At 56.1% G+C, this 26214-nt stretch carries 28 protein-coding genes, 1 tRNA gene and 1 pseudogene; 12 read left to right on the plus strand and 18 right to left on the minus strand.

Going from position 1 to position 26214, the window contains the following annotated elements; translation table 11 throughout:
• Positions 1 to 36 precede the first annotated feature (36 nt).
• Entirely contained in the window at positions 37 to 1209 is a 1173-nt protein-coding gene (locus AACP62_RS02700) for a glycosyltransferase (protein ID WP_339346136.1), read from the plus strand.
• Here AACP62_RS02700 and AACP62_RS02705 read toward each other — a convergent pair.
• The gene (locus tag AACP62_RS02705) at positions 1206 to 1982 is read right to left on the minus strand and encodes an ABC transporter permease (RefSeq protein ID WP_339346138.1); all 777 of its coding nucleotides are present in this window, start codon (positions 1980 to 1982) and stop codon (positions 1206 to 1208) included. The genes AACP62_RS02700 and AACP62_RS02705 overlap by 4 nt on opposite strands.
• A complete protein-coding gene (locus tag AACP62_RS02710) occupies positions 1979 to 2911 on the minus strand; it encodes an ABC transporter ATP-binding protein (RefSeq protein WP_339346139.1) in 933 nt (310 codons plus the stop codon). Before AACP62_RS02710 ends, AACP62_RS02705 begins: the two co-directional genes overlap by 4 nt.
• 157 nt (positions 2912 to 3068) lie before the next feature.
• On the opposite strand from AACP62_RS02710, the gene AACP62_RS02715 reads away from it, so the two are divergent.
• A complete protein-coding gene (locus AACP62_RS02715; RefSeq protein ID WP_339346140.1) occupies positions 3069 to 3761 on the plus strand; it encodes a response regulator transcription factor in 693 nt (230 codons plus the stop codon).
• A 50-nt stretch (positions 3762 to 3811) separates the two neighbouring features.
• A complete protein-coding gene (locus AACP62_RS02720) occupies positions 3812 to 4717 on the plus strand; it encodes a sensor histidine kinase (protein WP_339346141.1) in 906 nt (301 codons plus the stop codon).
• Between the two features lie 204 nt (positions 4718 to 4921).
• On the opposite strand, the gene AACP62_RS02725 is transcribed toward AACP62_RS02720, so the two are convergent.
• From AACP62_RS02725 to AACP62_RS02755, 7 genes are all read right to left on the minus strand, one after another.
• Positions 4922 to 5971: an NAD(P)-dependent alcohol dehydrogenase gene (locus AACP62_RS02725; RefSeq protein WP_339346142.1), complete on the minus strand. Its 1050-nt coding sequence runs from the start codon at positions 5969 to 5971 to the stop codon at positions 4922 to 4924.
• Positions 5972 to 6231: 260 nt separating this feature from the next.
• Positions 6232 to 7257, minus strand: a complete 1026-nt coding sequence (locus tag AACP62_RS02730) for a threonine aldolase family protein (RefSeq protein ID WP_339346143.1) — start codon at positions 7255 to 7257, stop codon at positions 6232 to 6234.
• Positions 7258 to 7338: 81 nt separating this feature from the next.
• A complete protein-coding gene (locus AACP62_RS02735; RefSeq protein ID WP_339346144.1) occupies positions 7339 to 8748 on the minus strand; it encodes an NAD(P)(+) transhydrogenase (Re/Si-specific) subunit beta in 1410 nt (469 codons plus the stop codon).
• Positions 8745 to 9113 (minus strand): NAD(P) transhydrogenase subunit alpha part 2, encoded by a 369-nt coding sequence (locus AACP62_RS02740; RefSeq protein WP_339346145.1) that lies wholly within the window; start codon positions 9111 to 9113, stop codon positions 8745 to 8747. Before AACP62_RS02740 ends, AACP62_RS02735 begins: the two co-directional genes overlap by 4 nt.
• Positions 9110 to 10300 (minus strand): NAD(P) transhydrogenase subunit alpha, encoded by a 1191-nt coding sequence (locus AACP62_RS02745; protein WP_339346147.1) that lies wholly within the window; start codon positions 10298 to 10300, stop codon positions 9110 to 9112. Before AACP62_RS02745 ends, AACP62_RS02740 begins: the two co-directional genes overlap by 4 nt.
• A gap of 488 nt (positions 10301 to 10788) precedes the next feature.
• The gene (locus AACP62_RS02750) at positions 10789 to 11697 is read right to left on the minus strand and encodes a hypothetical protein (RefSeq protein ID WP_339346148.1); all 909 of its coding nucleotides are present in this window, start codon (positions 11695 to 11697) and stop codon (positions 10789 to 10791) included.
• A gap of 355 nt (positions 11698 to 12052) precedes the next feature.
• Positions 12053 to 12667: an ACT domain-containing protein gene (locus AACP62_RS02755; protein WP_339346526.1), complete on the minus strand. Its 615-nt coding sequence runs from the start codon at positions 12665 to 12667 to the stop codon at positions 12053 to 12055.
• Between the two features lie 244 nt (positions 12668 to 12911).
• Here AACP62_RS02755 and AACP62_RS02760 point away from each other — a divergent pair, with 244 nt between their 5' ends.
• The gene (locus AACP62_RS02760; RefSeq protein ID WP_339346150.1) at positions 12912 to 13763 is read left to right on the plus strand and encodes an aldo/keto reductase; all 852 of its coding nucleotides are present in this window, start codon (positions 12912 to 12914) and stop codon (positions 13761 to 13763) included.
• 94 nt (positions 13764 to 13857) lie between these two features.
• Here the strand turns inward: AACP62_RS02760 and AACP62_RS02765 are convergent, their stop codons facing one another.
• Both AACP62_RS02765 and AACP62_RS02770 read right to left on the minus strand, forming a co-directional pair.
• Positions 13858 to 14412, minus strand: a complete 555-nt coding sequence (locus AACP62_RS02765; RefSeq protein WP_339346153.1) for an NAD(P)H-dependent oxidoreductase — start codon at positions 14410 to 14412, stop codon at positions 13858 to 13860.
• A gap of 13 nt (positions 14413 to 14425) precedes the next feature.
• Positions 14426 to 14752 (minus strand): carboxymuconolactone decarboxylase family protein, encoded by a 327-nt coding sequence (locus AACP62_RS02770; RefSeq protein ID WP_339346154.1) that lies wholly within the window; start codon positions 14750 to 14752, stop codon positions 14426 to 14428.
• A gap of 118 nt (positions 14753 to 14870) precedes the next feature.
• Here AACP62_RS02770 and AACP62_RS02775 point away from each other — a divergent pair, with 118 nt between their 5' ends.
• Positions 14871 to 15446 (plus strand): VOC family protein, encoded by a 576-nt coding sequence (locus tag AACP62_RS02775; RefSeq protein WP_339346155.1) that lies wholly within the window; start codon positions 14871 to 14873, stop codon positions 15444 to 15446.
• On the opposite strand, the gene AACP62_RS02780 is transcribed toward AACP62_RS02775, so the two are convergent.
• Both AACP62_RS02780 and AACP62_RS08330 read right to left on the minus strand, forming a co-directional pair.
• Positions 15408 to 16085: a LysR family transcriptional regulator substrate-binding protein gene (locus AACP62_RS02780; RefSeq protein ID WP_339346156.1), complete on the minus strand. Its 678-nt coding sequence runs from the start codon at positions 16083 to 16085 to the stop codon at positions 15408 to 15410. The two genes, AACP62_RS02775 and AACP62_RS02780, sit on opposite strands and share 39 nt — an antisense overlap.
• A 45-nt stretch (positions 16086 to 16130) precedes the next feature.
• Positions 16131 to 16292: pseudogene (locus AACP62_RS08330) on the minus strand (LysR family transcriptional regulator); the annotation flags it as partial.
• A 287-nt stretch (positions 16293 to 16579) separates the two neighbouring features.
• Between AACP62_RS08330 and AACP62_RS02785 the strand changes: the two are divergent.
• Positions 16580 to 17557 carry a DUF3737 family protein gene (locus AACP62_RS02785; protein ID WP_339346157.1) on the plus strand — a complete coding sequence of 326 codons (978 nt, stop codon included), beginning with the start codon at positions 16580 to 16582 and terminating at the stop codon, positions 17555 to 17557.
• Between the two features lie 35 nt (positions 17558 to 17592).
• Positions 17593 to 18309: a LysE family transporter gene (locus tag AACP62_RS02790; RefSeq protein ID WP_339346158.1), complete on the plus strand. Its 717-nt coding sequence runs from the start codon at positions 17593 to 17595 to the stop codon at positions 18307 to 18309.
• A 523-nt stretch (positions 18310 to 18832) separates the two neighbouring features.
• Here the strand turns inward: AACP62_RS02790 and AACP62_RS02795 are convergent.
• Positions 18833 to 19261: a hypothetical protein gene (locus tag AACP62_RS02795; RefSeq protein WP_339346159.1), complete on the minus strand. Its 429-nt coding sequence runs from the start codon at positions 19259 to 19261 to the stop codon at positions 18833 to 18835.
• 154 nt (positions 19262 to 19415) lie between these two features.
• Between AACP62_RS02795 and AACP62_RS02800 the strand changes: the two genes are divergently transcribed.
• Positions 19416 to 19559: a hypothetical protein gene (locus AACP62_RS02800; RefSeq protein ID WP_339346160.1), complete on the plus strand. Its 144-nt coding sequence runs from the start codon at positions 19416 to 19418 to the stop codon at positions 19557 to 19559.
• A 231-nt stretch (positions 19560 to 19790) separates the two neighbouring features.
• On the opposite strand, the gene AACP62_RS02805 is transcribed toward AACP62_RS02800, so the two are convergent.
• The 4 genes from AACP62_RS02805 to AACP62_RS02820 form a co-directional block, all read right to left on the minus strand.
• A tRNA-His gene (locus AACP62_RS02805) sits at positions 19791 to 19866 on the minus strand.
• 120 nt (positions 19867 to 19986) lie between these two features.
• Positions 19987 to 20445 carry an ASCH domain-containing protein gene (locus AACP62_RS02810; RefSeq protein WP_339346161.1) on the minus strand — a complete coding sequence of 153 codons (459 nt, stop codon included), beginning with the start codon at positions 20443 to 20445 and terminating at the stop codon, positions 19987 to 19989.
• Positions 20435 to 21013: a DNA-deoxyinosine glycosylase gene (locus AACP62_RS02815; protein ID WP_339346162.1), complete on the minus strand. Its 579-nt coding sequence runs from the start codon at positions 21011 to 21013 to the stop codon at positions 20435 to 20437. The genes AACP62_RS02810 and AACP62_RS02815 overlap by 11 nt, the downstream gene beginning before the upstream one ends.
• Positions 21010 to 22008, minus strand: coding sequence for a YwiC-like family protein (locus AACP62_RS02820; protein WP_339346164.1), 999 nt, complete (start codon positions 22006 to 22008; stop codon positions 21010 to 21012). The genes AACP62_RS02815 and AACP62_RS02820 overlap by 4 nt, the downstream gene beginning before the upstream one ends.
• A 112-nt stretch (positions 22009 to 22120) precedes the next feature.
• On the opposite strand from AACP62_RS02820, the gene AACP62_RS02825 reads away from it, so the two are divergent.
• The 4 genes from AACP62_RS02825 (at position 22121) to fusA (ending at position 26028) form a co-directional block, all read left to right on the plus strand.
• Positions 22121 to 22489, plus strand: a complete 369-nt coding sequence (locus AACP62_RS02825) for a DUF488 domain-containing protein (RefSeq protein WP_198187518.1) — start codon at positions 22121 to 22123, stop codon at positions 22487 to 22489.
• Positions 22490 to 23030: 541 nt separating this feature from the next.
• On the plus strand, positions 23031 to 23402 hold the full coding sequence (gene rpsL, locus AACP62_RS02830) for a 30S ribosomal protein S12 (RefSeq protein ID WP_015022141.1): 372 nt from the start codon (positions 23031 to 23033) through the stop codon (positions 23400 to 23402).
• Positions 23403 to 23405: 3 nt separating this feature from the next.
• On the plus strand, positions 23406 to 23876 hold the full coding sequence (rpsG, locus tag AACP62_RS02835) for a 30S ribosomal protein S7 (protein ID WP_015022140.1): 471 nt from the start codon (positions 23406 to 23408) through the stop codon (positions 23874 to 23876).
• A 25-nt stretch (positions 23877 to 23901) separates the two neighbouring features.
• On the plus strand, positions 23902 to 26028 hold the full coding sequence (gene fusA / locus AACP62_RS02840; protein ID WP_045935561.1) for an elongation factor G: 2127 nt from the start codon (positions 23902 to 23904) through the stop codon (positions 26026 to 26028).
• Positions 26029 to 26214: the final 186 nt, after the last annotated feature.

Genomic DNA, 26214 nt, shown 5'->3' on the forward strand with positions numbered 1-26214 from the left:
CAAGTCTGCTAATGATGAACAGCGGAGGGAAGGCTGATGAGGGATCGTGATCGCCTGACGCTGGCCCTGGTCCTGGATTCCTTCGGCAACAGGGGCAACGGGACCTCCAACTCCGCCATCCAATACGCCCAGGGTCTGGAGGCGCTTGGACACCAGGTCCGTCTGGTGGGGGTGGGCTCGACCGACTATCCGGCACGGGTGCATCGCATTCCTTTGGTATCCGCAGTGGCGGCCAGGCAGCAGATGAGCTTCGCCCATGCTGATCCGGAACTCTTCCGAAGAGCCTTTGCCGGTGTGGACCTGGTCCATATCTACGAACCTTTCGCCTTCGGCCGCGCCGCGCTAGCGCAGGCCAGGTCCATGGGTATACCGGTGACCGCCGGGTTTCACATCCAACCTGAAAACATAACCTATTCTGCAGGCCCATTACGCTGGCTGCCCGGGGTGGATGCGGCCATCTACAGGCTGTTTCGGTTCTGGCTTTACGATCATGTCGGGCACATCCATGTTCCCACCCAGCTGACGGCCGACCTGCTGCGCTCGCATGGGTACAGGGCCCGTCTGCATGTCATATCCAACGGGTACCAGCCTAGGTTCAACCCTGGTAACCGATATAAGCAGCACCAATCCGGTCGGCTGATTCAAGTCGTGGCCTCTGGCAGGCTAGCCCGGGAAAAGGACCATCTGACCCTGATCCGTGCCCTGGCCTTGTGCAGGAACAAATACAGAATCCGCTTGACCATAGCAGGTACAGGTCCAATGGAGCGCCGACTGAAGGCGGAGGCCGCCTGTCAGCTGGATGGTATGCAGGTCGCGATTGGATTCCACCAGAACGCGACCATGCCTGATCTGCTCAGGCAGGCCGACCTGCTGGTCCACCCCTCAATCGCGGATCTGGAATCGGTCAGCGTTCTGGAGGGGATGGCCTGCGGCGCAGTTCCGATCATCGCCCGATCTGAGCTTAGCGCCGCCGGTCATTTCGCCCTGACACAGCACTCGCTCTTCCCGGTTGGCAAGGCCCGGTCCCTGGCTGAGCAAATCGACTGGTGGATAGACCGTCCTGATGCCCTTGCCGTCTGGTCAAGACGCTATGCCGAACATGCCAAGGAAGATTACTCCCTGGATACCTCCGTCAAGGCCTTTGCCCATATGGCCGTGCAGGCCGTCAGCGATCAAGAGCCGGACCAGGCGCAATCCAACCCCGCTTAGATCTCCTGCTTGGATATGATCAGAGCCGACCCGAAAATAGCCACCAGGACTACGCCCACGGATACTCCGGCATAGATCCAGACCTGATCGGCCTTCAAAGTGCCAAGGATCATCTGGTCGCCGAACCCGACAAAGTCGAAGTACTTCAGCCAGTTCAACTTAAAGGCATACTCTACAAGGGAGATAAGAATGGGCCATATCACAATCACCACCGCTGAAATGACCAGGGATTTGGTAATAATTAAGAGGACAATGCCCAGACTGATGATGACGGAGATACAGAAGCCGACCGTTAAGGTCATGAGGGCCACATCCTTGCCCAAGATGCCCCAGCCGGCTCCAGGCTTCCTTCCCAAGGCGAGTCCAGTGATCAGGATGGTGATGTAGTAGCACAGGGTCAGGAGGATGATGTCAGTCAGGATGGTCACGTACTTGCCCAGAATGAACTGTATTCGCGAGATGCCCGAGGTCAGCGTGTTCTTCAGAGTGTGCTGGCTGTATTCCGCACCGATGACGATGACGAAGACCGCGATGAAAAAGTAGATTAGGGACGAAGTGGAGGCGGCGCCTACTTGCAGGCCTGTTCTGACGGTCCAGCTTCGGCCTTCGATTGCCATCAGTTTATGATTGTATTCTTCGCTCCCGCCGCTCATTCCTATGGTCGTCTTACTCCATGTGGTCACTATGCCGAGTGCCACAGTGGCAATCAGCAGAAGCAGCATGCCGATGGAGCGTCGCTGCCTGTAAAAGTCGGCCCTGATCTGGTTAATCATTGTTGTCTCCTAGGCTCTTGAGGATCCTTGTCGAGCAGATCCGCGAAATATTCCTCCAGCGACTCCTTCTGCTGGCTGATTTGATTGACCAGGATGCCTTTCTGAACAAGAAGATTGATGATGGGTCCCGGTTCCAGATTCCCTTGCTTGATCAGAATCTGATGGTCGTCAAGGACTTGGAAGGGGCCGATTCCCTTGCGATCTAGGAGCATGGCGGCTTTGGAGCTCTGGTCCACGTCTATCAATAGTCCATTCTGGTTGATCCGGTCCAGTTCATCCTTGTTGACCTCCTTGATCAGGCGGCCGTGGCTGATGAACCCGAACCGGGAGGAGACCAGGTAGAGTTCGCTCAAAATGTGACTGGATATGAGGATGGTCGTCTGGCGTTCCTTGTTGAGCCTGTCCAGGAGTGTTCTGAATTCCATGATTCCTGCCGGGTCCAGGCCGTTGATGGGCTCGTCCAGAATCAGGAAATCGGGTCGGGTGAGGATGGCCATGGCCAGCCCCAAGCGCTGACGCTGGCCCAGAGAGAGGTGACCGGCCCGAGTCTTGGCCTTTTTGCTCAGGCCGACGAAGTCGATGGTCTGATCGATGGCCTTGTCGTCGGCCAGCCCGTGCTGGATGGCTGTCAGTTTCATGTTCTGGACGACGGTGAGTTTTTTAAAGGCGGCTGGGGCCTCAATGACCGAGCCTATTCTGCTCAGTATGCGGCTGTCCTTGCCAATTGTGTGCCCCATCAGCCTTATGGCCCCCTTCTGCATGGGGGAGAGTCCTGTGATTAGACGCATCAGGGTGGTTTTGCCGGCGCCGTTCTCGCCGATCAGCCCGTAGATCTCGCCCTTGTTTATGGAAAGGCTGAGATCGTCCAGTGCCTGGAAGCGGCCGAACCGTTTGCTGACATGGTTAATATCCAGAATGGTATCGTCCATGGGGTTCCTTTCTCTATGTCGCTATGAGAGAATCTAAAATGCCTTTCTTAAGTGCTTGGCTAAGAAATCATTAAGAATTTCATAAATCCGATTGGGCGAGATCGGCCTCGTTAGACGGCTTCAGTAACATGAGAGTGACCTGCGAAAGGAAGAAAGTATGCCGACGATTCTGGTCGTGGAGGATCAGGAGGACATCCAGTCCCTGCTCAAGGATGTGCTGGGCGGGACCTATCGGATCATCCAGGCGACGACGGGCGCCCAGGCCTTAGACCGCTTCCAGCAGGAGGAACCCGACCTGATTCTTCTTGACCTGATGCTCCCTGTAGTCACCGGGGACAGCGTCCTCAAAGCCATTCGACGTATCTCGTCGGTGCCGGTCATCATCCTCACGGCCATCCAGGACAAGACCAGGACCGTCAGCCTCTTGGAGCAGGGCGCCAATGATTATGTGACCAAGCCTTTTGACATCGACGAGCTTCGCGCTCGTGTCCAGGTCCAGCTGCGCCAATCCGGGGCACTGAAAGCGAACGCGGATGCAGCAGGTAAATCCGCCGCTAAGATTTGTTTCGAGGGGATTGAGCTGGACCGGATGGAGCACACGGTCAGCGTTGATGGACACCGGGTCGAACTGGCGCGTAAGGAATTCGCCATCCTTGAGCTTCTGATGGACCATCCACATCGGGTTTTCGAGAAGGAGGACCTCTATCGACAGGTTTGGAATCAGCCATACATCAATGCCGAGAATACTCTCAATGTGCATCTGAGCACCTTACGAACCAGTTTGAATAGATACGCCGGCAGTCAACGCTACATCGTGTCGGTCTGGGGCATCGGCGTTCGCCTGGTTTGAATTCACACGGAGGGAATAACGATGAATAAGGGGTCGTCGGAGGTGAATCCGTGAAGGTGGTTGCACTTGTTCTGGGTCTTGTCGTCCTCGTCCTGGCGATTGGCCTGATAATGCTGACTACCGACCTCAAACGGATCAGTGATGATCTGGACTTCATCAACCATGCCGACACTAATGCCTTGGTAACCACTGGGTCCAATATCGGGCTCATCCGCACTCTGGCGGATAGGATCAACGCCGTTCTGAACAAGACCAGACGGCTGCAGATCACTCATGCTGAGCAGAACAAGCAAGTCCGGCAGATGCTGACCAACCTAACCCATGACATCAAGACCCCGCTGACCGTGGCCAGGGGATACGCCCAGCTGCTCAAGGAAGGATCGGCTGATCAGGAGCAATTGGGCAAGATCCTCAACAACCTGCAGTCAGTGGATCACTATCTGCATTACCTGATGGATTTCAATCTGATCCAAGAGAAGAGTGTGAGCCTGGATCTGACCCGGGTGAACCTATCGGAACTGGTTCAGCAGGAGCTCTTCAACGCTTTCGATTCGTTGAATGCGCGGTCTGTCACAGTGGATCCCAGAATTGAAACTGGTGTGGAAATTACGACGGACCAGATTATGATGAGTCGAATAATTCAGAATCTGATCGGCAACTGGCTCAAGTATGCTGACGAATCAGCCTGGGTTGAACTGAACAAGGGTGAAGATGGGCGGATCCATCTGGACTTCGGCAACGAAACCAAGGGCGGGGCCGTCGATGTGGACAGGCTCATGGAACGGTTCCAGACTGATGACCAATCACGGACCAAGATCAGAAGCACAGGCCTGGGTCTGAGTATTGTTGACTCCCTGGTGGATTCGCTCGGAGGCTCCATGAGGCTGGAATCCAGCAAGGGTATTTTCCTGGTCCACTTGCTACTTAGTGATGTTCCTCAACCGAAGGAACTATGAATAACGTGGTTTTACGACCGTTTGGTAAGATGCAGCGGCCTGCCATGGCCTTTATGGCAAGACCTTGACAGGCCGCAGCGCATGTAGGCGGAGAATAGTGTCAGCAGATGAATCTAACAGAACTTAAATAACAGTACTTAAATCTGATTGTGCTTAAGTCCGGCTGATAGATGAGCCGCTTCTCCGTCTACAATCAAGGGAAAATCAGGCCTTGGTGTGGGGAACTATAACAGCCCTGGCCGAGAGCTTGTTGTCGACCAGCTTGTGATAGGCATCCAGAGCATTGTCCAGCGAGTAGGTTTCGATCTCGGTCTCGATCTGGCCGTTGCGATACATGTTGGCCACATCGTAGAGCTCAGGGATGGAGCCCCAGTAAACGCCAAGCAGCTCCTGCTCCCAGGGCTTGGAGTACCAGTCGTACTCCGCCTTGCCGCCGGCGATGCCGACCACGGTCACCCGGGATCCCGGGCCGCCCGAAGCCTGTGCCGCAGCGATGGTCGGGGCCACACCCACGAAATCGAAGGCGGCATCTACGCCCTCCCCGTGAGTGATCTTCCTGATGTTCTCCACCTGGTGATCGTCGCTGATTACAGGGATGGCACCCTTGGCCTCAGCCTTGGCAAGGGCCTCAGGCTTGGTGTCGGTAGCGATCACGGTGGCGCCGGTCAGTGCGTGAAGAATCTGAATGGCGATCTGGCCCAGTCCGCCCAGGCCAATGACCAGAGCATACTTTCCGCCACCATTGAGGTGAGGCATTGCAGCCCGGATGGCGTGGTATGGAGTCAGGGCAGCGTCAGCCAGGGGTGCTGCGCCGATTGGATCCGCATCTCCCAGCGGCACCAGGTTGCGGGCCGGGACGGTCATGTATTCGGCCATGCCGCCGTCGCGTCCCAGACCCAGGGCCAGTGACTTATTGGTCGCGGCGCTGGAGCAGTAGTTCTCCTGGCCGGCCACGCAGTGAGGGCAGTGACCGCATCCGGTGGGCCCATAGACGATGTAGGCATCACCCTTCTTGAAGCCCGTGACATCGGGTCCTACCTCTTCGACCCAGCCGGTGGTCTCGTGCCCCAGAATAAATGGAGGCTTGGTGTGGCTCCCAGTTTCTGGGGTGTAGTCCTGGAAGACGGAGACGTCAGAATGGCAGCAACCTGCCCCAGCCACCTTGAGCAGAACTTCGCCGCTTCCAGGGGTCGGCTCCGGCACTTCCTTGAGGGTGGGGAAGGTGTTGAATTGTTCGAAAACAACGGCTTTCATAAGTTTCCTTTCATCGTTGAAGCATTTCCGCCCCTATGCTCAGAGCGGAGGTGTGTGCATCAGCATCGTTGCAATAAAAATCTTACTGAAGACCAGCTTCGCACTCACCCGAACGAGTGTGATATGTCCAACAATGTGGGATTGGCCGTGTTTACGGGACGGATGAAAAATTCTCGTATAAATACGAATACCCCTCCCCTAAGGATGACCAACAGGGGAGAGGATGGCTTTGATTTGCTTGGGTTTAGCTTGAGCGGCTTTTACAGCAAATTGATCAGAGCCTGGGTGTCTTCGACTGTTGTCGCCCAGGAGGTGGCCAGCCGGATCACGGTGTGGGTGGCATCGCTGCGTTCCCAGAAATCGAAGGCGACCTGTTTGGACAGCTCCTCCATGCGCTCATTGTCCAGGCGGACGAAGGTCTGATTGGTGGGGGAGTCCATGACGATCTGATATCCCTTCTCCCGCAGGGCCTTCTTGATCATCGCTGCCGTCCGTATGGCGTTGCGGCTGATTCGTGAGTAGAGGTCGTCGGTAAAGAGGGCATCGAACTGCACCCCCAGGAGCCTTCCCTTGGCCAGGAGTGCACCCCTCCTTTTGATCATGGTGCTGAAATGCTCGGGAGCATTCCCCCTGGGGAAGACCACCGCTTCGCCGCAGAGTGCACCGACCTTGGTTCCACCGATGTAAAAAACGTCGCAGAGACGGGCTATGTCCGTCAGGTCAACGTCGGTTCCGGGGGCCACCAGTCCGTACCCCAGCCTGGCTCCGTCCAGGTAGAGCGGAATCTTGTGTTCCCGACAGATCTGCGAGAGGTCTTCCAGCTCCTGACGAGTGTAGAGGGTTCCATACTCGGTGGGATGGGAGATGTAGACCATGCCGGGGAAGACCATCTGCTCATGGTTTTCGTCGGCATAGAAGCCTTCCAGGAAAGCCTTAAGGTCCTCGGCACGAATCTTGCCCTTTTCGCCGGGAATGGTCAGGACCTTGTGGCCTACGGCTTCAATGGCGCCGGCCTCGTGGACGTTGACATGGCCCGTATCTGCAGCGACTACTCCCTGGTAGGACTTCAGCAGGCAGGAGGTGACAACCTGGTTGGTCTGGGTCCCTCCGGCCATGAAATAGACCTGGGCCTGGGGACAGCCACAGGCCTGGGCGATCTTCTGAGCAGCGGACAGGCAGTATCGATCCTTGCCATAGCCGGGAAGGTGCTCCATGTTGGTGTCGATCAGCCGCTGCAGGACTTCGGGGTGGGCGCCCTCGGAATAGTCGTTGACGAATGACAGCATGCGGGTCCTTCCTGTTCGATGATAATTGGCTCCGGACCAGCCAAGCCGATCCGGAGCCATGACTCTTATTACAGCATATGCTCAGGCGATGAGTTCCTTGACGGATGCAATAATCGCTTGCAGGCTGACCTTGGCGTCGTTGAAGAGCATCTGCGTGTTTGGATTGAAGTAGAGCTCGTTCTCGATGCCGGCGTACCCCTTACCTGTGCCTCGTTTGAGGACGACAACATGCTGGGCCTTGTCAACGTCCAGAATGGGCATGCCGGATACAGCAGTTCCCGGTCGGCGGGCTGCCGGGTTGGTCACGTCATTGGCGCCGACCACCAGGGCAACATTGGCTGAGGGGAACTGGGGGTTGATGTCATCAAGGTCGATCAATTCCTCATAGGGGACGTTGGCCTCGGCCAGGAGGACGTTCATATGTCCGGGCATACGGCCAGCCACCGGATGGATGGCATAGGATACCTCCACGCCACGGCCCTTGAGCAGTTCACCCAGATCGGCCAGTTCGCGCTGGGCCTGGGCCTGAGCCAGACCAAAGCCGGGGACGAAGATGACCTTGTCGGCATAGACCAGCTGAACGGCCACATCGTCGGGTGTGGTCTCCTTCATGGTCCCTTGGGTACCCTGATCCTGGCTGGTGCTCGCAGAGGAGCCGCCGAACCCACCGGCCAGGACGCTCAGAAGCGGCCGGTTCATGGCCTGAGCCATCAGGACGGACAGGGTAGCACCTGCTGCGCCGACCAAAGCGCCTGCCACGATCAAGGCGACGTTGTCGATGGCCAGACCGTTCATAGCCACAGCTGTGCCGGTGCAGGCATTCAATACGGAGATGACCACGGGCATGTCGGCGCCGCCAATGGGAATGACGAAGACCAGTCCATAGCCTAGGGCGAAGATGGCTGTGAGGATGGCCCATAGGGTCCGATTGCCAGGATTCAGGCAGAGCATGACCAGGCTGAGGATCGTCAGTAGGGCGAATAGCACATTCCAGACAGCCTTGGCCGGCAGCTTCAGGTTTTTGATCATGCTGATGCCCTGGAGCTTGCCGGCGGCTATTAGGGAGCCGGTGAAGGTGATGGAACCGATGACCACGCCCAGGCCAGCGGTGATCAACACCACCAGAGTCGGGGTGCCCTCGGAAGTCAGTATGTCGTTCAGGGCGACCAGGGCTGCAGCGCCGCCGCCGACCGTGTTGAAGACGGAAACCAGCTGAGGCATGTCCGTCATTTTGACCTTCCTGGCTGAATAGACACCTGCTGCGGATCCAATCAGAATACCGAGCACGAGCAGAATGATAGCTAGGGAGGAGTTGAAACCGGTGACGAACAGATGGATGAAGGCCATGGCTACGGCGATGACCATGCCCGCTGCAGAAATCCTATTGCCTGTACGGGCCGTCTTGGGGGAATTCATGTAGTGCAGGCCCATGACGAACATGACTGAGGAAAGGAGGTAGACGAACCAGGTGATGATGTCGAGGGTGTTCACTTCTCGGCTCCCTGATCCTTAGCGGTCTCGGTCGTGACGGCCGAAGCCTGTTCGTCCTGGCTGGCCTTACCCTTCTTCTTGTCGGGTTTGGAGGACTTGAACATCTCCAGCATCCGGTCGGTTACCACATAGCCGCCCACCACATTCATGGCGCCAAGGACGGCAGCCAGGAATATGAGTACGTAGGAAAGCGGGGAGTGAGCCTCCGCCGCGATGATGACTACCCCGACAATCACAATGCCATGAATGGAGTTGGCGCCCGACATGAGCGGTGTGTGAAGCGTGGCCGGAACCTTGCCAATCACCTCCACGCCGATCAGCAGGGCCAGAATGAAGAGCGTAATTGCTATGACCAAAGAATTCATTGCTCTTGACCTTTCTCTTCGGTCTCTTCGACACCGGGAGCATCCGCGCTTTCGCTCGTGCCGGATTCGGCTGCTCCTGTTACAACCAGTGCTTGATCAATCTCGTCGTCTGCTTTGATGCTGAGCGCGCCATTGCGAAGGAAATGCACCAGCACGTCCGCCACATTTCTGGACAGCAGGTTGGAGGCCGTCGTGGCTACGCCGCTGGCCAGGTACGGGGCTCCGATCATGGTGACTCCGTTATCGGTGGTTTTGGTTCCCACCTGTGACCCCTCGACGTTGCCGCCCAGCTCGCTGGCAGCGCAGTCCACGATCACGGCTCCGGGATGCAGGTTGGCCACACCCTCGGCGCTCAGGAGGCGTGGAGGCTTTCCACCAGGAACCTTGGCTGTGGTGATAACCACGTCGAAGCCTGCCGCCTTGGCATCCACAGCAGCCTGCTGCTGGGCCTGTTCCTGATCGGTCAGCTGGCGTGCATAGCCGCCCTGCCCCTGTCCCTTGGAGAAATCCAGTCCCAGGTCGAGGAACTTGGCTCCCAAGGATTCCACCTCCTGCTTGGAAGCGGGTCTGACATCGTAGGCGGTGACCACGGCTCCCAATCGTTTTGCGGTCCCGATGGCCTGCAAGCCTGCGATACCAGCGCCCAGAACCAGGACTTTGGCTGGTCGGATGGTTCCTGCTGCAGTGGTCATCATGGGGAAGAAGGATCCATAGGCATCGGCAGCCACCAGAGCCGCCTTGTATCCCATGACCGAGTTCTGCGAGGTCATCTCATCCATGGACTGGGCCGAGCTGAGTTGTCGGGGGAGTCGCTCCATAGCGATTCCGGTAAGCCCGGATGCCTCCAGGGATTCGGCGTAGTCCTTGTCGCTCAATGACCCCAGCATGCCGATGATCCATGTTCCGGCTGGAATTCGCTTTAGCAAGGAGCTATCCGGTCTGCCGACGAAACCCAGGACTGTCGACTTGGATAGGACAGTATCCCTGTCGGTGACGGTGACTCCTGTCCGTTGGTAGTCCTCATCTCGGAAGCCGGCTCGGACCCCGGCTCCGGACTCCAGGAGGCAGGTAACGTCTTGCCTGGTCAGCCGGGTCACGATGTCAGGCGTCAGAGCCACACGGGCCTCCTCATCGTCTGTCTCTTTGAGGACCCCGAAGGTTACAGGAGATTGTTCTGGTCCACTCATGTCTTTCCTTCTTCAAGCACAACTGTGTGTGAACAATTTCATCAATGATTCTAGTTGCTGAATGTTCTTGTTGGGAGGCCAAGACAACTTATTATGTATCAGCGTTTTATAAGTATCAGTCGAAGATAAATTAATTTCAAGGTATCTTGTAGGGTATCTTGGCTTGGAGGATGAGAAACAGAAAGAGCAAAAGCTATGCTCGCCCAGTTGTGCCTGCACAGCTCATAAATTGTCTGAAGAGTGGTTTCGCGGTTTTGATGCCGGATTTTTGTGAGCCGGGCGGCATAGTGCACGGCATTGCGGCCTGAGTCAAGCTGCAGCAGGTGACATGATCAAATTAAAGGGTGCCGCGCATCGTCATGAACGATGAACGGCACCCTGAGGCGGAAGGCCTTGGCAGGAAGAACGCTGTGGGGATTTCACATGCACGGCCGGCTATTTGGCCTTCCCGGCCTTCTTCGCAGTTTCAGACCAATGCTCGCCGCCCCTTATTGCTTCCCCTTGCGTTGATCGTTTGCCGCAGGGTCCTTGGGCTTGAATTGCAGGGGATTGTGATGATAGATAAGGGCGAAGGCGGCCAGGGTTTCGATCATGCTGGCGATGATCCAGGTGATGACGATGGCGTTCTGGTGTTTGCCTACTGTTCCCATTCGGGTGAAGATGAACACATCCATGATGAAGGTCTGCAGAACCAGAAGGACCGTCGCCACAACTACCGTCCTGGTGTGCCTGTCCGTCTCCGTTCCCTCTCCTTCTGGTTTGCCGGGAGACTTGAAGCTGGCATAGGAGAGGAGCCAGATGCCGATCCCAAAGAGGACAGCGGCAAGAGGCAAGGAGAAGAAGATTGGCATGGTGCTCAGGCTGAGGCCCAGAGCTGCGACCAGGACTGCCGAGGCCAGGCCCAGATAGAAGGAATCATGGTTTTTCGCCTTGCGCGGTTTAGGTAAGCTGGCAGCGCTCGTCGGCTGAGATGGCTTGTCGTCAGGCTTACTGGGTTGATTCGGCTTGTCGTCAGGGGAGGGGCCATGCTCTTTGTCTGGATGGCCGGCTTGCACATGGCTAGCGGTTAGAGCCTGTTCCTGCTTATTTTGCGTTTCAGGTCCGCCATGGTCAGCGTTCTTGCTGGATGAATCCCTGCCTTCCTTCTCGCCTGTTTGTCCTGATACAGGCTTGGGCTTGGAAGCAATTTCTGCTTTGCTTTCTTTTCCGCTGTTCGTATTCTCCACTGATTTCGGCATGCGATTCTTGTCATCCATTGTTGAGTGTTGGGAACTTTCCCGGGTGTCGTTGCTCCGTGAGGAGTTGCCCTCGTACCTCTTTTGCTGGTTATCGGGCACCCGCGATTCTTCATGCCTGCCTTGGTTCTTATTCACACGTTCGTTTCGATTGTTGCTCATCTGACCCTCCAGGCTTGTTCTTCCCCATTTCTTGTGGCAGGTCATCTGGCGGCCTGCCCATTTTCGGGAAGCAACCTCCGTTGAGGCCAGTGTATGTGCCTTTTTCTCGTAAAAGCGGCATTGACCGGCACCAGGTCGACATCATTTCGGTATCGACTTTTTGCGGGTGAAGTGCTGGATTCGTTGCAGTGCATTCAAAGACGAAAGACGTTTGTTGATGGACGTGCAGTATCTGTGGTCATATTCTAGACTTCGACTCTTGGCTGTGCTGCTTGTGCACTCTCACATACTTTTATTCCTCTGCTCATTTTTATGCAGAAGATGTATCCTGCGCCGCTACGTTGATGTGCGTCAATCAGATGAATGTATATCCTGACTTGTCGAGGGCATCCAGGGCGGCAGGGAAGTCATCGGCCTTGGTAAGGACATAGTCTGTGTTGTAGGTGGAGATGGCGAAAATACCTATGCCCTTGTCTGCCAGAATTTTGGCAATCTGCGCCAGGATGCCAATGAGCGAAAAAACGAGAATGCCTTGGATGCGGAAGGCCCGCCAGCAGTCGCTGCGTTCCAGGGTCTGGCTGGGAACCATGTTGGCCGGACAGACCAATGAAGCCTCTTGATCGGTTCGCCCTGTAAAAACATAGGGTGAGTTCAGATCAACCCCTGTGTAATTAGCAACTTTGCAGACAGTCAGCTCCGCTTCTATAGGCTGAATGCAGATGCCTTGCCCCTGCCTTGTCGCTGAGCTGCAATTCTTGGTCGTAAGTGACTTGCTTTTTGAGTGGGAACGGGTGAAGTCGTATAGCGCAACTAGTGTCCACTGCAGGTTAGCCAGGGCATCGACGGCCAGCAAGCTTGCACCGACAAGGTTTAGGACAAGGTTGACCCGGCTGCTGCCGGGCAGGCCTGGCAGTTGCCGCGAAGCGAAGGCCATGAGCAGCAGCAAAAATCCAAAAAGTTGAACCAGCATGAACAAACCAACCACATCCTTCCACGAGTGACCTAATGAGCGTCGTCGTCAATCCGGGTATGGCGCGTCTCGTCCGGGGAAGGGATGCTTCGGGAAAGACACTCTAGCACCACTGGCAGAAGGCCGAAGGTCTGGTGCGCCGCATATACAGAAGATGAATGGGCAGCCATATGCGGCAGGCATTGTACTGTTTTCCCACGCTTTGTTAGATTGCAGGAGGGCATCACCAAGGAGACGATAGCGCATGGAAGACCTGCAACTGAGCAATGGCTTCGAGCTGCCCGTATTGGGATACGGAGTCTACCAGATAGATGATTTGGATGAATGCAAACGTGGGGTGGCGTCGGCCCTCGATGACGGCTATCGCCTTATCGATACGGCCGCCTGTTACGGCAATGAGAGAGCAGTGGGGGATGCTCTGAGTGAAGCCGCCATTCCTCGAGAGGAGGTGAGCATCTCTTCAAAGGTCTGGATTCAGCATAATGGTTACGAGGGGACGATACAGTCCTTTGAAAAAACATTGATGAACTTGCAGACGGACTACCTGGATCTGTACCTCATCCATATGCCTTATGGCGATTATCAGGGGTCGTGGAGAGCTATGGAAGACCTGTACGAGCAAGGTCGAGTTCGTGCCATCGGAGTCTGCAATTTTCTACCTGACCGGCTGATCGATTTGATTCTTTCCAGCCGAATTGCGCCCATGGTCAATCAGATTGAGCTACATCCTTTCACCCAGCAGATCGCACTTCGAGAGGTCATGGCCGAGCAGGGGGTTGCACCCATGGCATGGGCGCCCCTGGCTGAGGGCCGTCGGGGCATTTTCGGCAATCCTGTCCTCAAGCGTATTGGTCAGCGCTATGGCAAGACCCCGGCCCAGGTGGTATTGCGCTGGCTGACTCAGCAGGGGATATGCGCCATCCCGAAATCTGTGCATGAGGAACGGATTCGTGAGAACCACAATATTACAGATTTCAGTCTTGATGATGACGATATGCATGACATCAGTGCTATGGATACGGGAGGGCCGCTCATTCTTGATGTGGATACGCCCGAGGAGGCTACACGCCTGCATGGGATATCCTATACACAGTGACTGAGGTCCGCTGAGTCGATAAGACGAGGGCGCCCGCACTTGAAGATTCCAGAGTGGGAGCCCTCGTCTTGATGTCAGGGATCGTCGCTGAGGCCTATTGTGCTGGCCAGTCGTCTTGCAGACGGCGCAAATAATCCTTGGCTGCCTTTTCCAGGTTCTGATCGCTCATGCCTGAGCTGACTCCTGTGAGAATAAAGGGCTTCCGATAAACGGTTCCGATGAGATTGCTGGTAGCTTTGAACGGAGCCAGGAGCTCGTCCACCGTATAGCCGAATTCACCCTCATGGTGATAGTTCTCTCCAGCAGAGCCGACCGAGACGGCGAGCATGAGTTCCTTGCCTTTCAGGGCATCGCCGTGGGTACCGTAGGCCCATCCGTAGGTAAGCACCAGGTCTTCCCACTCTTTGAGCAGGGGAGGGCAGCTGTACCAATACATGGGAAACTGCCATACCAGACGTTCACAGCCTTTGACGAATGCTTGTTCGCCGGGAATGTCGATTTGGCCTGAGCGCAAGGCAGCGTATTCGTCCCGGACCGAGATGCCCTCATCATCATGCCCCATGGCTTCCCGCATGAGGCGGGCGTTGGTCCGTGAGGCTTCCATATGGGGGTGGAAGACCAGGACCGCCGTCTTGGTGTTTTGTTCCATGCCTTACTCTCCTTCAGTCATCATTTTGCCAGATTTGCTTGGCACGGTTGAAGGCCGACCAGGCCTTCGGCCAGCCTGCGTAGAAGGCCAGATGGGTGATTTCCGCTACTATCTCGTCCTTGGTGATGCCGTTCTTTTTTCCGATGTTCAGATGAGCGTCGAGCTGTTCTGTGCTGCCCATGGCAATCAATGCAGCTATGGTGATCATGCTTCTGTCGTGTGCGGACAGTGCTTGTTCATCGGCCCAGACTTCGCCGAATAGAACATCGTCATTCAGAGCTGCGAACTGAGGTGCGAATTCGCCCAACTGCTCTCTTCCTGCTGTTTGTTTTGTGGCCATGATCTTCCCTTCCTTGCTGACTGTATGATGGTCCAAGACGCAGGTTCACTGCTGTCTTGGATGTGAACGGCAACAGTCTAGGGCTCTCGAAACGGTATGTATAATGCCGATTGCTTATATGTTGGTATTCGTTTTTTGCATGGGCTTTGCCGCGTCTCTGCCCGGCCGGTTTCTTCTTTGCTGGCCGCAATACCGCTTTTTGTTCGCGAGAGCCAGGCCGTCTTTTGAGTTGTTCGGCGATGGGCAGTTGGCGTTGAAATTCGGTCGGCAGAAGATCAACATTCATGAGGCCGGCCACGAGATTGACCCCAAGGCGGACAGGCCTGCGCCCGGCTCTGCTGATTTGTATCTGCTGGGGGAGGATTCACTGGATGGTGTGGTTGCCGCGCTTGATGAGCATCATGTCGACTATCTGGGTCCGGTAAGCCTGACCGGCGCGCACGGGGCCGTCACCTCGGTGTATGTCAGGGACCCCGATAGGAACCTGATAGAGCTTTCCAGTACGACCAGGACTGATACCAGGCAGGAGCCGGATACGTCAGCACGTGCATCCTTGCGGCTAGATTCTTTGAGCCGATGGTGCGATAAGTGCAGCTTGGATTTCGTGTTTCTGTTTATATTTCGAGTCACATCGCAGCGTTTTCCTGGTTTATGTCTATTTGCAGACGTTTTCGGTCCCAATCTGCCTTCGTAATATTTCCAGGTACTGACTCGCCGCCGATGAAAAATGTCTATTGCTCTTCCAAACCAGGTTCACTCTCGTTCTAAGTTCAGGTACCAGAGGTTTGAAGACCAGATTCGAGTCCTCGGTCAGATTGATGATGTGGTCCAGACAGAGCGCGTAACCACATCCTTCGCTGACGAATAGTGACGCGTTGAAGAGCAGATTGTAGGTTCCTACAACATGCAGTTCATGCTCCGAGAAGGAACTCCACCCGCTGAATTCTCTGTCGAACCTGACTTGCCGTGAGAGCAGGAGGGGTATCTGCTCAAGATCTTCCTGGTGGATGCCATCATGGCTGGCCAAGGTGGAGTCCTTGCGCATGAGTAATCCCCATCTGTCGGCTGTAGGCAAGCTGATATAGGAGTATTTGGTGTTGTCCGAGGGCTCAAATAGCAGGCCAAAATCGAGAAGCCCTGATTCTAATTGATCTGTTACGGCCTGACCATTGCCGCTGAAAATGTGGAACTTTACCTGAGGATATTGCTGCAGCATGCACTCTGCGGCCCTGGCCAGGAAGCGCACGGCTTCTGTTTCCCCTGCGCCGATGTAGACATTGCCGTTGACTGGCTTGTCCATGCTTGTGAGCTCGGCTTCGGCACGGTCAGCCATGAGCACGATCTCGCGTGCCCGGTCACGCAACAGTTCCCCGGCCGGAGTCAGCGTGATTGTGCGGCTTCCGCGGTCAAAGAGTTTGTGCCCTAGATGCTCTTCCAGATCTTTTATCTGCCTGGACAGGGATGGCTGGGATATGCTCAGGTACTCAGCTGCACCAGTGATGCTTCCCTCTTCAACGATGGCCAGGAAATACCTCAGCACCCGTAAATTCAATCTAAGCCTCCAAGCGGTTCACTTTTGACGAGACCATGATCAATGGCCTTGATTCTTTGCATGATGATTCTGCCTATGTCAATCTGACATCCATGGGCATATTAAATGTCAGATCTCTTATTTCGTCATATCTATTAAGTATGATTATACATTAAATATAGGTATTTGATATGAATCAACCATTGGTGTTTACTGTTTTTAGTTTTAGCACATGGGCGTCATCGCTCTAGTGAATTCTATCTAATTGCTTGCTGCTTTGACGAAAGGAACAGTTAATGACTTCCAGTTCATTTCAAATCAATACAAATAAATCTGAATCTGGGGTTCGAATTAAGGGGAAGTCGCAGGTCTCTGGGGTGGAAGAGTCAAATGAAGTGGAAGCAGAACTCGGCCCGCGTCCTAAAACCGTGCAAAGGCGATTGACGGGTGAACGCGCGGCTTTCTTCTGCAAACATCATGATTTTGACTCGGTCACCTTTGCGGATGGGGAATCTCCGCTCAAGCACGCCAGTGATATACGTCTTAGCCAGAGCGGCTTTCAGTGGAAGTATCCACTATGGTATTGCAAAGATATTTCCTTGAAGGATTGCACGCTGTTCACCATGGCCAGAGCTGGAATCTGGTATACACAAAAAGTAAGCCTTGAGGACACGACTATTCAGGCCCCCAAAACTTTCAGGCGCTCCAGCGGCATAGTGATGAGGGATGTAACCATGCCTAATGCGGATGAGACCCTATGGAATTGTAGCGACATCGATATGGAGCACGTCAGCGCGCAAGGCGATTATTTTGCCATGAACAGCCACGGCATCAGAGCACGCGATTTCAGCTTGGATGGCAATTATTCCTTTGATGGTGCCAGTGACATAAATATTGACCATGCCCGAATACTGTCCAAGGACGCATTCTGGAATTCGGAGAATGTTACAGTGCGGAACTCAACCATCTCAGGGGAATACCTGGGTTGGAACTCTAAAAACCTGACCTTTGAGAATTGCCAGATCGAAAGCCTGCAGGGCATGTGCTACATAGATAACCTTGTTCTGCGCAATTGCCGTCTGATCAACACAACTTTGGCTTTCGAGTATTCAAATGTGGATGTGGAAGCCAAGGGTTATGTAGACAGCATACTCAATCCACTGTCTGGAACTATTCGGGCGGATGGATTCGGCAAGATTGCTCTGGAGCCTGAGCGAGTCGATCCTGAGAAAACCATCATTGAAGAAAATTCTCCGACTTCGCGTACGCGGTAATTGCGTCAGAAGACGCTGTCTTATCGGGAGTAATAATGATCAGCTTGCTGACAGGTCTCGCGATTGGACTGCTTTTTGGAATGCCTGTTGGAGCTGCGGGAATTATGAGCATGCAGAGGACCCTGTCTGCAGGGCCGGCAGCTGGTTTTATCACCGGCATGGGGTCATCCGTGGCAGTGTGCTTGTATGGTGCTCTCGGATTTTTTGGCCCCAGCTTGCTTTCTCAGACTTTCCTCAGTTATCAAAAGCCGATTGTATTCGCGGGAGCCATACTGGCTGTGGCGATCGGGGTCCTCAGACTTTACGACTTCCTTAAGCCGGAAAGGCCTGCCGAACGAGCTGATTGCCAAAAAAGCGATGTTCGCCCTGCGGGGGACGAAATAGCATCTGGTAGTTGTGAGCAGCTTATATATTCACAATCGCAGCTGTTCATGACACCTAATATCGGTAACCGATATAATCTAATTTCTTTCGCTTTGGGTCTAGCTACAGGTGTTACCAATCCAGTTGCAATGTTTGGACTGTCGCTCTCTCGCGCTGTTCTCAATGCTGACTGGAATCAGAACTCTTGCTCGGGTATATGGATCATAATTGGCATATTTACAGGGATGATGATTTGGTGGTTCCTCTTGACTGCCATGGTGGAGATATTACAAAGGAAGACACAGCCACGTATCGTAATTTGGTTCGATTTGGCTAGCGACCTGCTCCTTATCATATTCGGAATCTCGGTCTTCATCTTCAACTTGTGAACTGTGCCGCTCTTGAGATAAGAGGGTATTTCTGACGTATCAAACCAACACATCGCATGTTGTTGTCGATGTATTTCGTCTGAATATTGGCCTCACCCTTGGGTAGAAAAGCGTTGAGCAGGTTCGCGACAGAGGATTGGTTCCTTGTCCAATTATTGTCGGGAACAATACGAGAGGAGCTCATTAATGCAATACATAAACTATCCTGCCTTGCATATTTTGAAGACGGCTTCTAAAGAGGCTGAAAAGAAATTGAGAAAACCTACCCGTCAATGGATACGAGCACGTTATGGAGTCGGGAGTTTGGTGTCGGAACTCGGTTTCGACTTCATTCAGCTCTAATAGCTTTGTGATGAGTCATAACCTTCCGTGTCGAGTGTCTACCGACAGTGGTTTCTCCCAGAATGGTGAGAAAAGCGGTCAAACTTCAAAGTCAGTAAGGAAAAGAACAGACGGATTTGATGCTGTAGCACGGCATGGCCCGTGCATGTCCGCATACTGCGTAATGGGGATCATGGCCATGTCAGTCCCTCTGCCCGCGCAGTGCCTCCTGAGCGTCCAGGATGGCATGGACGGGCTCCTGATGATCGACCCACCATGATGCGGACGCCTGGGCCTTGAGCCAGGCGGAGGTGCGGTCGGCCAATTCTGTCCCCTCTTCGGTGGCCCCGCTCTCGGCCCGGCCGTCGTGGTCCTCCTGTGTCTCGTCCAGCATCTCCAGCAGTTCCATCATCTTCTCGCGTATGTCGGCGGCGCGAGCCACCTGCTCGTCGCTACCTTCAAGTGCGGGCAGGGTATTGAGCTCTCGGCGGACCTTCGCCGCCCGGCAGGCTGGGCAGTCGATAGTCCCGTACCAGGCGGCCTTCTTCTTGCGCCTCCCGAACCAGTTGATGCCCTTGATCTCCACCGTGTCCGTGTGCCCGCATCTGTAGGTGATGCCGCAGAGTGCCATCTTATCCTCTTTGATTGTGTGTACCCCTTGCTGATGTCTATATTACATCTCTAGCGGTGTGACGCATGATGGGGATACTAGGCCGCGTCGCACTGGGGCGGCGACCTCTCGGCCCTACTCATATCATCATATGAGTCCGGCTCATCATCCATGTATGGCCTATATCCTTGATGACATCTCTCAGATCCCCGACAACCACCCCGGCTATGTGCCCGCGTCAGAAGACTCGCGGAAGCGGCTGACTACCCTCCTTCACAAGCTTTTCGACCAGGAGCAGCAGGCCGGCCTCAGACGGTAGGACCACGAGCACCCTGCAAGCATCCATCAGCAGTTCAGAGCAGATTTGGCCGCCATCCGATATGGGGCCACAGAAAAGACCGTCAGAGAGATTGAACACAGACACCGGGCGAGCTGTTAATCTCGTTTTGTCGGTTTTGGGTCACACATGGGTCACACATCCTGGTGTCGATGGTGTTTTTCCGGAATTTAAGAAAACCCCTGCTTCCCAGTCGGGAGTAGGGGTCTGAGGTGGGGTGGCTAACGCGGCTCGAACGCGCGACCTCCTGAACCACAATCAGGTGCTCTACCGACTGAGCTATAGCCACCATGGTGAATCAACCCGTATCGCGGATCAATGCAACAGATGAAACTATACACGATGACATGACATGGCACGCCGGTGAAGTGTGACCCATGCCTAAAGACCGTGCTTTGTCTTTGGACCTTCAGTTCACGACCCTGGCCTCTACATAAAAAGTCTCCAGCACCACCAGGGTCTGATCATCGACGGTGAAGTCCGGATCATCCAGTGCCTGTCGCATGTTTTCTGAGGTCCAGAAAGACTCATGAGCCTCGCGCCACTCAGGAAGGCTTTTATAGTCTTCTCCCTCATTCAGAACATGCTGCAGTGTGACCAGGCCGAGTCGGGTCACGCTCACCGAGGCATATCTGAGGATGGCAATTGGCTGGTCATCTGAGTTCAACAGAAGCGTTCGTCGGCCGGCGGCGGGGAGTGGCTCATGATCATGGATGAACTCTGCCATCAGGCTGGTCGTAGCGGTTTTGCGCCCCTCCAGGATTGCTTCCACCAGGCAATCACGTCCTGGACCAGGGAAGGCGAATTCATCCTTGGGAAGATTCGCAACATCTTGGGCTTTGACCGCTGGTATTTGCCTATTTGCCATGGTCGTTGCGATTGTCTTGCCTGTTAGGCTCAATGTCGTCGAGCGCTTTTCTTATGGGTTGGTAGGCCTTGATCAGATCGGCAAGACTCATAGCAGCATTGGCGGGGCTGGTGGATGGCAGATTGATCATCGTCGGCCGATATCCCTTCTCCTGCAGGTTCGACAGGCAGTAGCGACGATAAAGCTGACCGGCCTTGCGTCCTGTGGTGAATATGGTGCCGATGGGCGCACGGTCCAGCAGGCCGGCGATGTCGGTAGGCACTACATTGGTGATTGAAGCGTCAGAGGCGCCATGGATGTCGCATTCCTGAATGACATCCCAGAGGGCGATGCGGTGATTGAGGGCAAATCGGGCGCGAACAGCCGGATCAGGCTCCGGAACAGGCCGGTCGAAAAGTGTGGCCAGTACGGGCCAGAAGCGATTGCGCGGAAACATGTAGTAGAAGCCGGCCACGCGCGAACTCGGGCTGGGAATGGAACCCAGGATCAGCACACGGGACCGATCATCCCAGACAGGCCCGAATCCGTGGGTGACATGGGTGACATGCGTGGCCACGGTTGCAGTCATGCGCCGAGCAGGCCAGTCAGGGACGCGGTCATCGTGTCAGCCTGAGCGATCACCAGAATGAAGACCAGCAAGCTGGTTGCGCATTCGACCAATCCCACATACAGAATGGGGATGCGGCGCCGGCGGGAAATGGCTGGCAGTAGGGCCGCACGTATCAGCAGAACCAGGGCGGTCAACAGAGGCCACCATCCTGCGGTGTGCACCATGGCGACCCCGATCAGGCAGAGTGCCAGGTTCCAAGCCAGCGAAAGCAGGTAGCACCAGGTCTTGCCGCGCTCGCGGATCATGGTCTTGACGAAGATGACCGAACCGAACTGGGTCACAGCGAATACAGCTGCACTGACGACTCCGATCGATGGCAGGGCAGCGCTTGGGAAAAATCCGCTGGCGAAGCAGTCTACAGCAGGATTTGGTTGGCATCCGAAGTAGCTGGCCTTGGCGCTTTCCGGTCTTGATCCCGGCGTCTGCAGTCGCGACCCGAGGGAGACGGCGATCAGACAGAGCGTGCAGGCCGCAATCACGGCTACAGTATCGTTCCACCAGGAGCGTTCCGTGCGTAGCCAGGCGGCGGCAAAGTTCAGCACACCTAGCACCAGGTAGAGCGGGGCCCATCGCAGGAGCCCTGGGGTGCCGACCAATAGGATCAGCCCGGTCACGGCCGTGAGTAGAGCGTACCCCAAAGCTGGTGGTGCGAATCTGGCGGCTCGGTGCGAAACCATCCACCTTGAGCCGGTGAACTCAAAGCAGTAGCAAAAAGCCCAGGCAACCATGAGCAGCAGGCTCCTCCAGGTCGGGCCTCCGACCAACAGCCCAGCCAAGCCCGGCATCAAAGCCATGGCCCAGCCGCCTATCTGGTCGGGTATCCATAGCCGCCGCCACTGTCGTCCTTTGGGTCCTGATCGGTTCGTGGTCGTCGATTTGTGGGCTTGAGGGTTTGGTCTGCTGCCGTTCGACCCGGCGGCCTTGCCCCTGTCTGCGTCTGTAAGCATACTCATCAGCCTACGCCCCGGTATGGGTGTCACTGCCTCTTCCGTAATGCCGATTCGGTCAATATCATGGTCGAAGGAGTCATGAATCACGTGGGTTCCTGGTTTCAGGAGGCAGATGATGGGTCAGGTGGATATCAAGCGTGTATACGAGCAGGCAGCTGACGAGGACGGGGTCCGCATCCTGGTCGACAGGCTCTGGCCGCGCGGCGTCAGCAAGGAGCGGGCGGCCCTGTCCGGATGGCTCAAGGATGTCGCGCCCAGTCCGGACCTGCGGCGCTGGTGGCACCATGATCCTGACCGCTTCCAGGACTTCGCACGCCGCTATCGCACTGAGCTGGATGACAATCCCGCCTTGGAGGATCTGCTCAGCATTGTACGCGAACATGATAGGACGACACTGGTCTATGCAGCCAAGGATCCAGCCGTCAACCATGCTCTGATCCTGCGTGACTACATCCGGCAGGCTCTGGAGAAAGAGGGCATGTAGACAGCCGGACATTCACGAATTTCAGAGAATAGCCGGACAATGGCATTTGTGTCACCGGACACCGGCCGCTATATCCCCAGTCATCCATATTTACTGATTGAGATATCAATTTCCGACACCTATATATCAGGGATCTGTTATAGGCGGACAACCGATTATTAATCAACAGATACCTATAAATACAGGTATGTGCAAAGATCTGTTAGATATTCCTGCCAGAGCTTTCCCGCCAGCTGTTCCACTGCGTCATCACAGTGGGCAAAGCCCAGAGCATACTTCCAAGTTCATAATGTGGCCATGTCTGCCCTGGTGATATACTTTTCATCGTGTGTGCCGACAGCACGCCTTATGTCACAGGTGAGCTTGTCGGGATATCCCCGAATCCGAAGAGTGCAGGCAGCAATGCCCGGCAGGAGGATTAGGGGCCATCGGGCCGGTGGACAGTGGCTGATCTCTCCTCGTTGGAGCGACTGCGGCTGCGGTGCGGCGGTCTCGCAGTGCAAACGAAGACAAGTTCATCGAAGGAATCGGAGAGAGTCAGTTGCCAACAATTGAACAGCTCGTCCGCAAAGGGCGCAAGGCCAAGCCTCGCAAGTCGAAGACTTTGGCACTCAAGGGCAGCCCGCTGCGTCGCGGCGTGTGCACCCGTGTCTACACCACCACCCCCAAGAAGCCGAATTCGGCTCTGCGGAAGGTTGCCCGTGTCCGTCTGAGCTCCGGCATCGAGGTTTCCGCATACATCCCCGGAGAGGGACACAACCTGCAGGAGCACTCCATCGTGCTGGTGCGCGGCGGACGTGTCAAGGATCTGCCCGGCGTGCGCTACCACATCGTGCGCGGTGCGCTGGATACCCAGGGAGTCAAGGATCGCAAGCAGGGCCGTTCCCTGTACGGAGCAAAGAAGGCCAAGTAACACATGTCACGCAAAGGACCAGCCAAAAAGCACCAGCTCCTGCCCGATCCCATCTACGGTTCCACCGTGGTGGCCCAGCTGATCAACAAGATCCTGCTGGACGGCAAGAAGTCCATCGCCGAGAACATCGTCTACACCGCCCTGGAGCAGGTCAAGGAGAAGACCGACCAGGAGCCTGTGGCCGTGCTCAAGCGCGCCTTGGACAACATTCGTCCCAGCCTGGAGGTCCGCAGCCGTCGTGTCGGCGGTGCCACCTATCAGGTCCCCGTCGAGGTCAAGCCGAACCGCGCCAATACGCTCTCGTTGCGGTGGCTGACCGATTACAGCCGCGCCCGTCGTGAGAAGACCATGTCGGAGCGGCTGGCCAACGAGATCCTTGATGCCTCCAATGGCCTGGGTGCCGCGGTCAAGCGCCGCGAGGACACCCACAAGATGGCCGAGGCCAACAAGGCGTTCGCCCACTATCGCTGGTAATCCAAGAGAGCGAGAACAAGGAATTATGGCACAAGACGTGCTCACGGACCTGACCAAGGTCCGCAACATCGGCATCATGGCCCACATCGATGCCGGCAAGACAACGACGACCGAGCGTATTCTCTACTACACCGGCGTCAACTACAAGATCGGCGAGACCCACGACGGCGCCTCCACCATGGACTGGATGGACCAGGAGAAGGAACGTGGCATCACGATCACCTCCGCCGCCATCACGGCCTTCTGGAACCGCCAGTCCCACGATCCTGAGGATCGCTACCAGATCAACATCATCGACACCCCCGGCCACGTGGACTTCACCGCCGAGGTGGAGCGCTCCCTGCGCGTGCTCGATGGCGCTGTGGCGGTGTTCGACGGCAAGGAGGGTGTGGAGCCCCAGTCCGAGACCGTCTGGCGTCAGGCCGACAAGTATGGCGTGCCCCGCATCTGCTTCATCAACAAGATGGACAAGCTGGGCGCCGACTTCTACTACTCGGTGGACACCATCAAGGACAAGCTGGGTGTCAAGCCGCTGGTCATGCAGCTGCCCATCGGCGCTGAGAGCGACTTCCACGGCGTCGTCGACCTGGTGCGCATGGTGGCCTACTACTGGAAGGACGAGGCCGATCTGGGCGCCAAGTACGACACCATCGACATCCCCGACGACCTCAAGGACAAGGCCGAGCAGTACCACACCGAGCTGCTTGAGGCCGTGGCCGAGTCGGATGAGGATCTGCTGGAGAAGTATCTGGGCGGTGAGGAGATCTCCCAGCAGGAGATCCGCAGCGCTGTGCGCAAGATGACCATCGAGCAGTCGGCCTTCCCGGTCTTCTGCGGATCCGCATTCAAGGACAAGGGCGTGCAGCCCATGCTGGACGCGGTCGTGGACTACCTGCCCAGCCCCGAGGACGTGCCGGCCATCAAGGGCTACAAGATCGGCGACGAGTCCGTCGAGATCGACCGCAAGCCCACCGTGGACGAGCCCTTCTCGGCCCTGGCCTTCAAGGTGGCCACCCACCCCTTCTACGGCAAGCTGATCTACGTGCGCGTCTACTCCGGCAAGGTGGCCCAGGGCGAAACGGTCCTGGACTCCACCAAGGACAAGAAGGAGCGCGTCGGCAAGCTCTTCCAGATGCACTCCAACAAGGAGAATCCGGTCGACGAGGCCATCGCCGGCAACATCTACGCCTTCGTCGGGCTCAAGAACGTCACCACCGGTGACACCCTGTGCGACGAGAAGGCACCGCTGGTGCTGGAATCCATGACCTTCCCCGATCCTGTGATCGAGGTCGCCGTGGAGCCCAAGACCAAGGCCGACCAGGAGAAGATGGGCATCGCCCTGCAGAAGCTCTCCGAGGAGGATCCCACCTTCCAGGTCAAGACGGACGAGGAGTCCGGCCAGACCCTGATTTCCGGCATGGGTGAGCTCCAGCTGGACATCCTGGTGGACCGCATGCGCCGCGAGTTCCATGTGGAGTGCAACGTGGGCAAGCCCCAGGTGGCTTACCGCGAGACCATCCGCAAGCCCGTCATGAACCAGGAATACACCCACAAGAAGCAGACCGGCGGGTCCGGCCAGTTCGCCAAGGTGCTCATGAACTTCGAGCCCCTGGATACTTCCGAGGGCGAATCCTACATCTTCGAGAACAAGGTCACCGGCGGTCACATCACCAAGGAGTTCATCCCCTCGGTCGACGCGGGCGTGCAGGAGGCCATGGAGTCCGGCGTGCTGGCAGGCTTCCCGGTCGTGGGTGTCAAGGCGACCCTGACCGACGGCCAGATCCACGAGGTCGACTCTTCGGAGATGGCCTTCAAGATCGCCGGCTCCATGTGCTTCAAGGAGGCCGCTCCCAAGGCCAAGCCCGTCATCCTCGAGCCCATCATGGCCGTCGAGGTCCGTACTCCCGAGGAGTACATGGGCGACGTCATGGGCGACATCAACTCCCGTCGTGGCTCCATCCAGTCCATGACCGACGCCACCGGCGTCAAGGTCATCGACGCCAAGGTGCCCCTGTCGGAGATGTTCGGCTACATCGGCGACCTCAGGTCCAAGACCCAGGGCCGCGCAATGTTCACCATGCAGATGGACTCCTACGCTGAGGTTCCCAAGACCGTCAGCGACGAGATCATCAAGGCCCAGCGAGGCGAGTAATGCCGGTCCGGTCCGCCGCCACGGCGGGCCCCTGCAAAAAGGCTCTTCTGTCACAAGTCGGCGTTACACTCTTGTAGCGCTGACTGGGCGGAGGGCAAAAGTGGCAAAGAACCCGATAACCCAGTAATATGTAGCGAGTGCTCTGTGCGTGGTTCGCGCAGGCAACCTACGAGACGTCCAGGAGGA

Origin of the sequence: Bifidobacterium apis (assembly GCF_036986835.1) — a bacterium.
Classification (GTDB): domain Bacteria; phylum Actinomycetota; class Actinomycetes; order Actinomycetales; family Bifidobacteriaceae; genus Bombiscardovia; species Bombiscardovia apis_A.

Bases quoted from the DNA above. Each gene is read 5' to 3' on its own strand.
- AACP62_RS02700 (WP_339346136.1), top strand. From the start codon at position 37: ATGAGGGATCGTGATCGCCTGACGCTGGCCCTGGTCCTGGATTCCTTC.
- AACP62_RS02705 (WP_339346138.1), bottom strand. From the start codon at position 1,982: ATGATTAACCAGATCAGGGCCGACTTTTACAGGCAGCGACGCTCCATC.
- AACP62_RS02710 (WP_339346139.1), bottom strand. From the start codon at position 2,911: ATGGACGATACCATTCTGGATATTAACCATGTCAGCAAACGGTTCGGC.
- AACP62_RS02715 (WP_339346140.1), top strand. From the start codon at position 3,069: ATGCCGACGATTCTGGTCGTGGAGGATCAGGAGGACATCCAGTCCCTG.
- AACP62_RS02725 (WP_339346142.1), bottom strand. From the start codon at position 5,971: ATGAAAGCCGTTGTTTTCGAACAATTCAACACCTTCCCCACCCTCAAG.
- AACP62_RS02730 (WP_339346143.1), bottom strand. From the start codon at position 7,257: ATGCTGTCATTCGTCAACGACTATTCCGAGGGCGCCCACCCCGAAGTC.
- AACP62_RS02740 (WP_339346145.1), bottom strand. From the start codon at position 9,113: ATGAATTCTTTGGTCATAGCAATTACGCTCTTCATTCTGGCCCTGCTG.
- AACP62_RS02745 (WP_339346147.1), bottom strand. From the start codon at position 10,300: ATGAGTGGACCAGAACAATCTCCTGTAACCTTCGGGGTCCTCAAAGAG.
- AACP62_RS02750 (WP_339346148.1), bottom strand. From the start codon at position 11,697: ATGAGCAACAATCGAAACGAACGTGTGAATAAGAACCAAGGCAGGCAT.
- AACP62_RS02755 (WP_339346526.1), bottom strand. From the start codon at position 12,667: ATGCTGGTTCAACTTTTTGGATTTTTGCTGCTGCTCATGGCCTTCGCT.
- AACP62_RS02760 (WP_339346150.1), top strand. From the start codon at position 12,912: ATGGAAGACCTGCAACTGAGCAATGGCTTCGAGCTGCCCGTATTGGGA.
- AACP62_RS02765 (WP_339346153.1), bottom strand. From the start codon at position 14,412: ATGGAACAAAACACCAAGACGGCGGTCCTGGTCTTCCACCCCCATATG.
- AACP62_RS02770 (WP_339346154.1), bottom strand. From the start codon at position 14,752: ATGGCCACAAAACAAACAGCAGGAAGAGAGCAGTTGGGCGAATTCGCA.
- AACP62_RS02775 (WP_339346155.1), top strand. From the start codon at position 14,871: ATGTTGGTATTCGTTTTTTGCATGGGCTTTGCCGCGTCTCTGCCCGGC.
- AACP62_RS02780 (WP_339346156.1), bottom strand. From the start codon at position 16,085: ATGGCTGACCGTGCCGAAGCCGAGCTCACAAGCATGGACAAGCCAGTC.
- AACP62_RS02785 (WP_339346157.1), top strand. From the start codon at position 16,580: ATGACTTCCAGTTCATTTCAAATCAATACAAATAAATCTGAATCTGGG.
- AACP62_RS02790 (WP_339346158.1), top strand. From the start codon at position 17,593: ATGATCAGCTTGCTGACAGGTCTCGCGATTGGACTGCTTTTTGGAATG.
- AACP62_RS02795 (WP_339346159.1), bottom strand. From the start codon at position 19,261: ATGGCACTCTGCGGCATCACCTACAGATGCGGGCACACGGACACGGTG.
- AACP62_RS02800 (WP_339346160.1), top strand. From the start codon at position 19,416: ATGGCCTATATCCTTGATGACATCTCTCAGATCCCCGACAACCACCCC.
- AACP62_RS02810 (WP_339346161.1), bottom strand. From the start codon at position 20,445: ATGGCAAATAGGCAAATACCAGCGGTCAAAGCCCAAGATGTTGCGAAT.
- AACP62_RS02815 (WP_339346162.1), bottom strand. From the start codon at position 21,013: ATGACTGCAACCGTGGCCACGCATGTCACCCATGTCACCCACGGATTC.
- AACP62_RS02820 (WP_339346164.1), bottom strand. From the start codon at position 22,008: ATGAGTATGCTTACAGACGCAGACAGGGGCAAGGCCGCCGGGTCGAAC.
- AACP62_RS02825 (WP_198187518.1), top strand. From the start codon at position 22,121: ATGGGTCAGGTGGATATCAAGCGTGTATACGAGCAGGCAGCTGACGAG.
- rpsG (WP_015022140.1), top strand. From the start codon at position 23,406: ATGTCACGCAAAGGACCAGCCAAAAAGCACCAGCTCCTGCCCGATCCC.
- fusA (WP_045935561.1), top strand. From the start codon at position 23,902: ATGGCACAAGACGTGCTCACGGACCTGACCAAGGTCCGCAACATCGGC.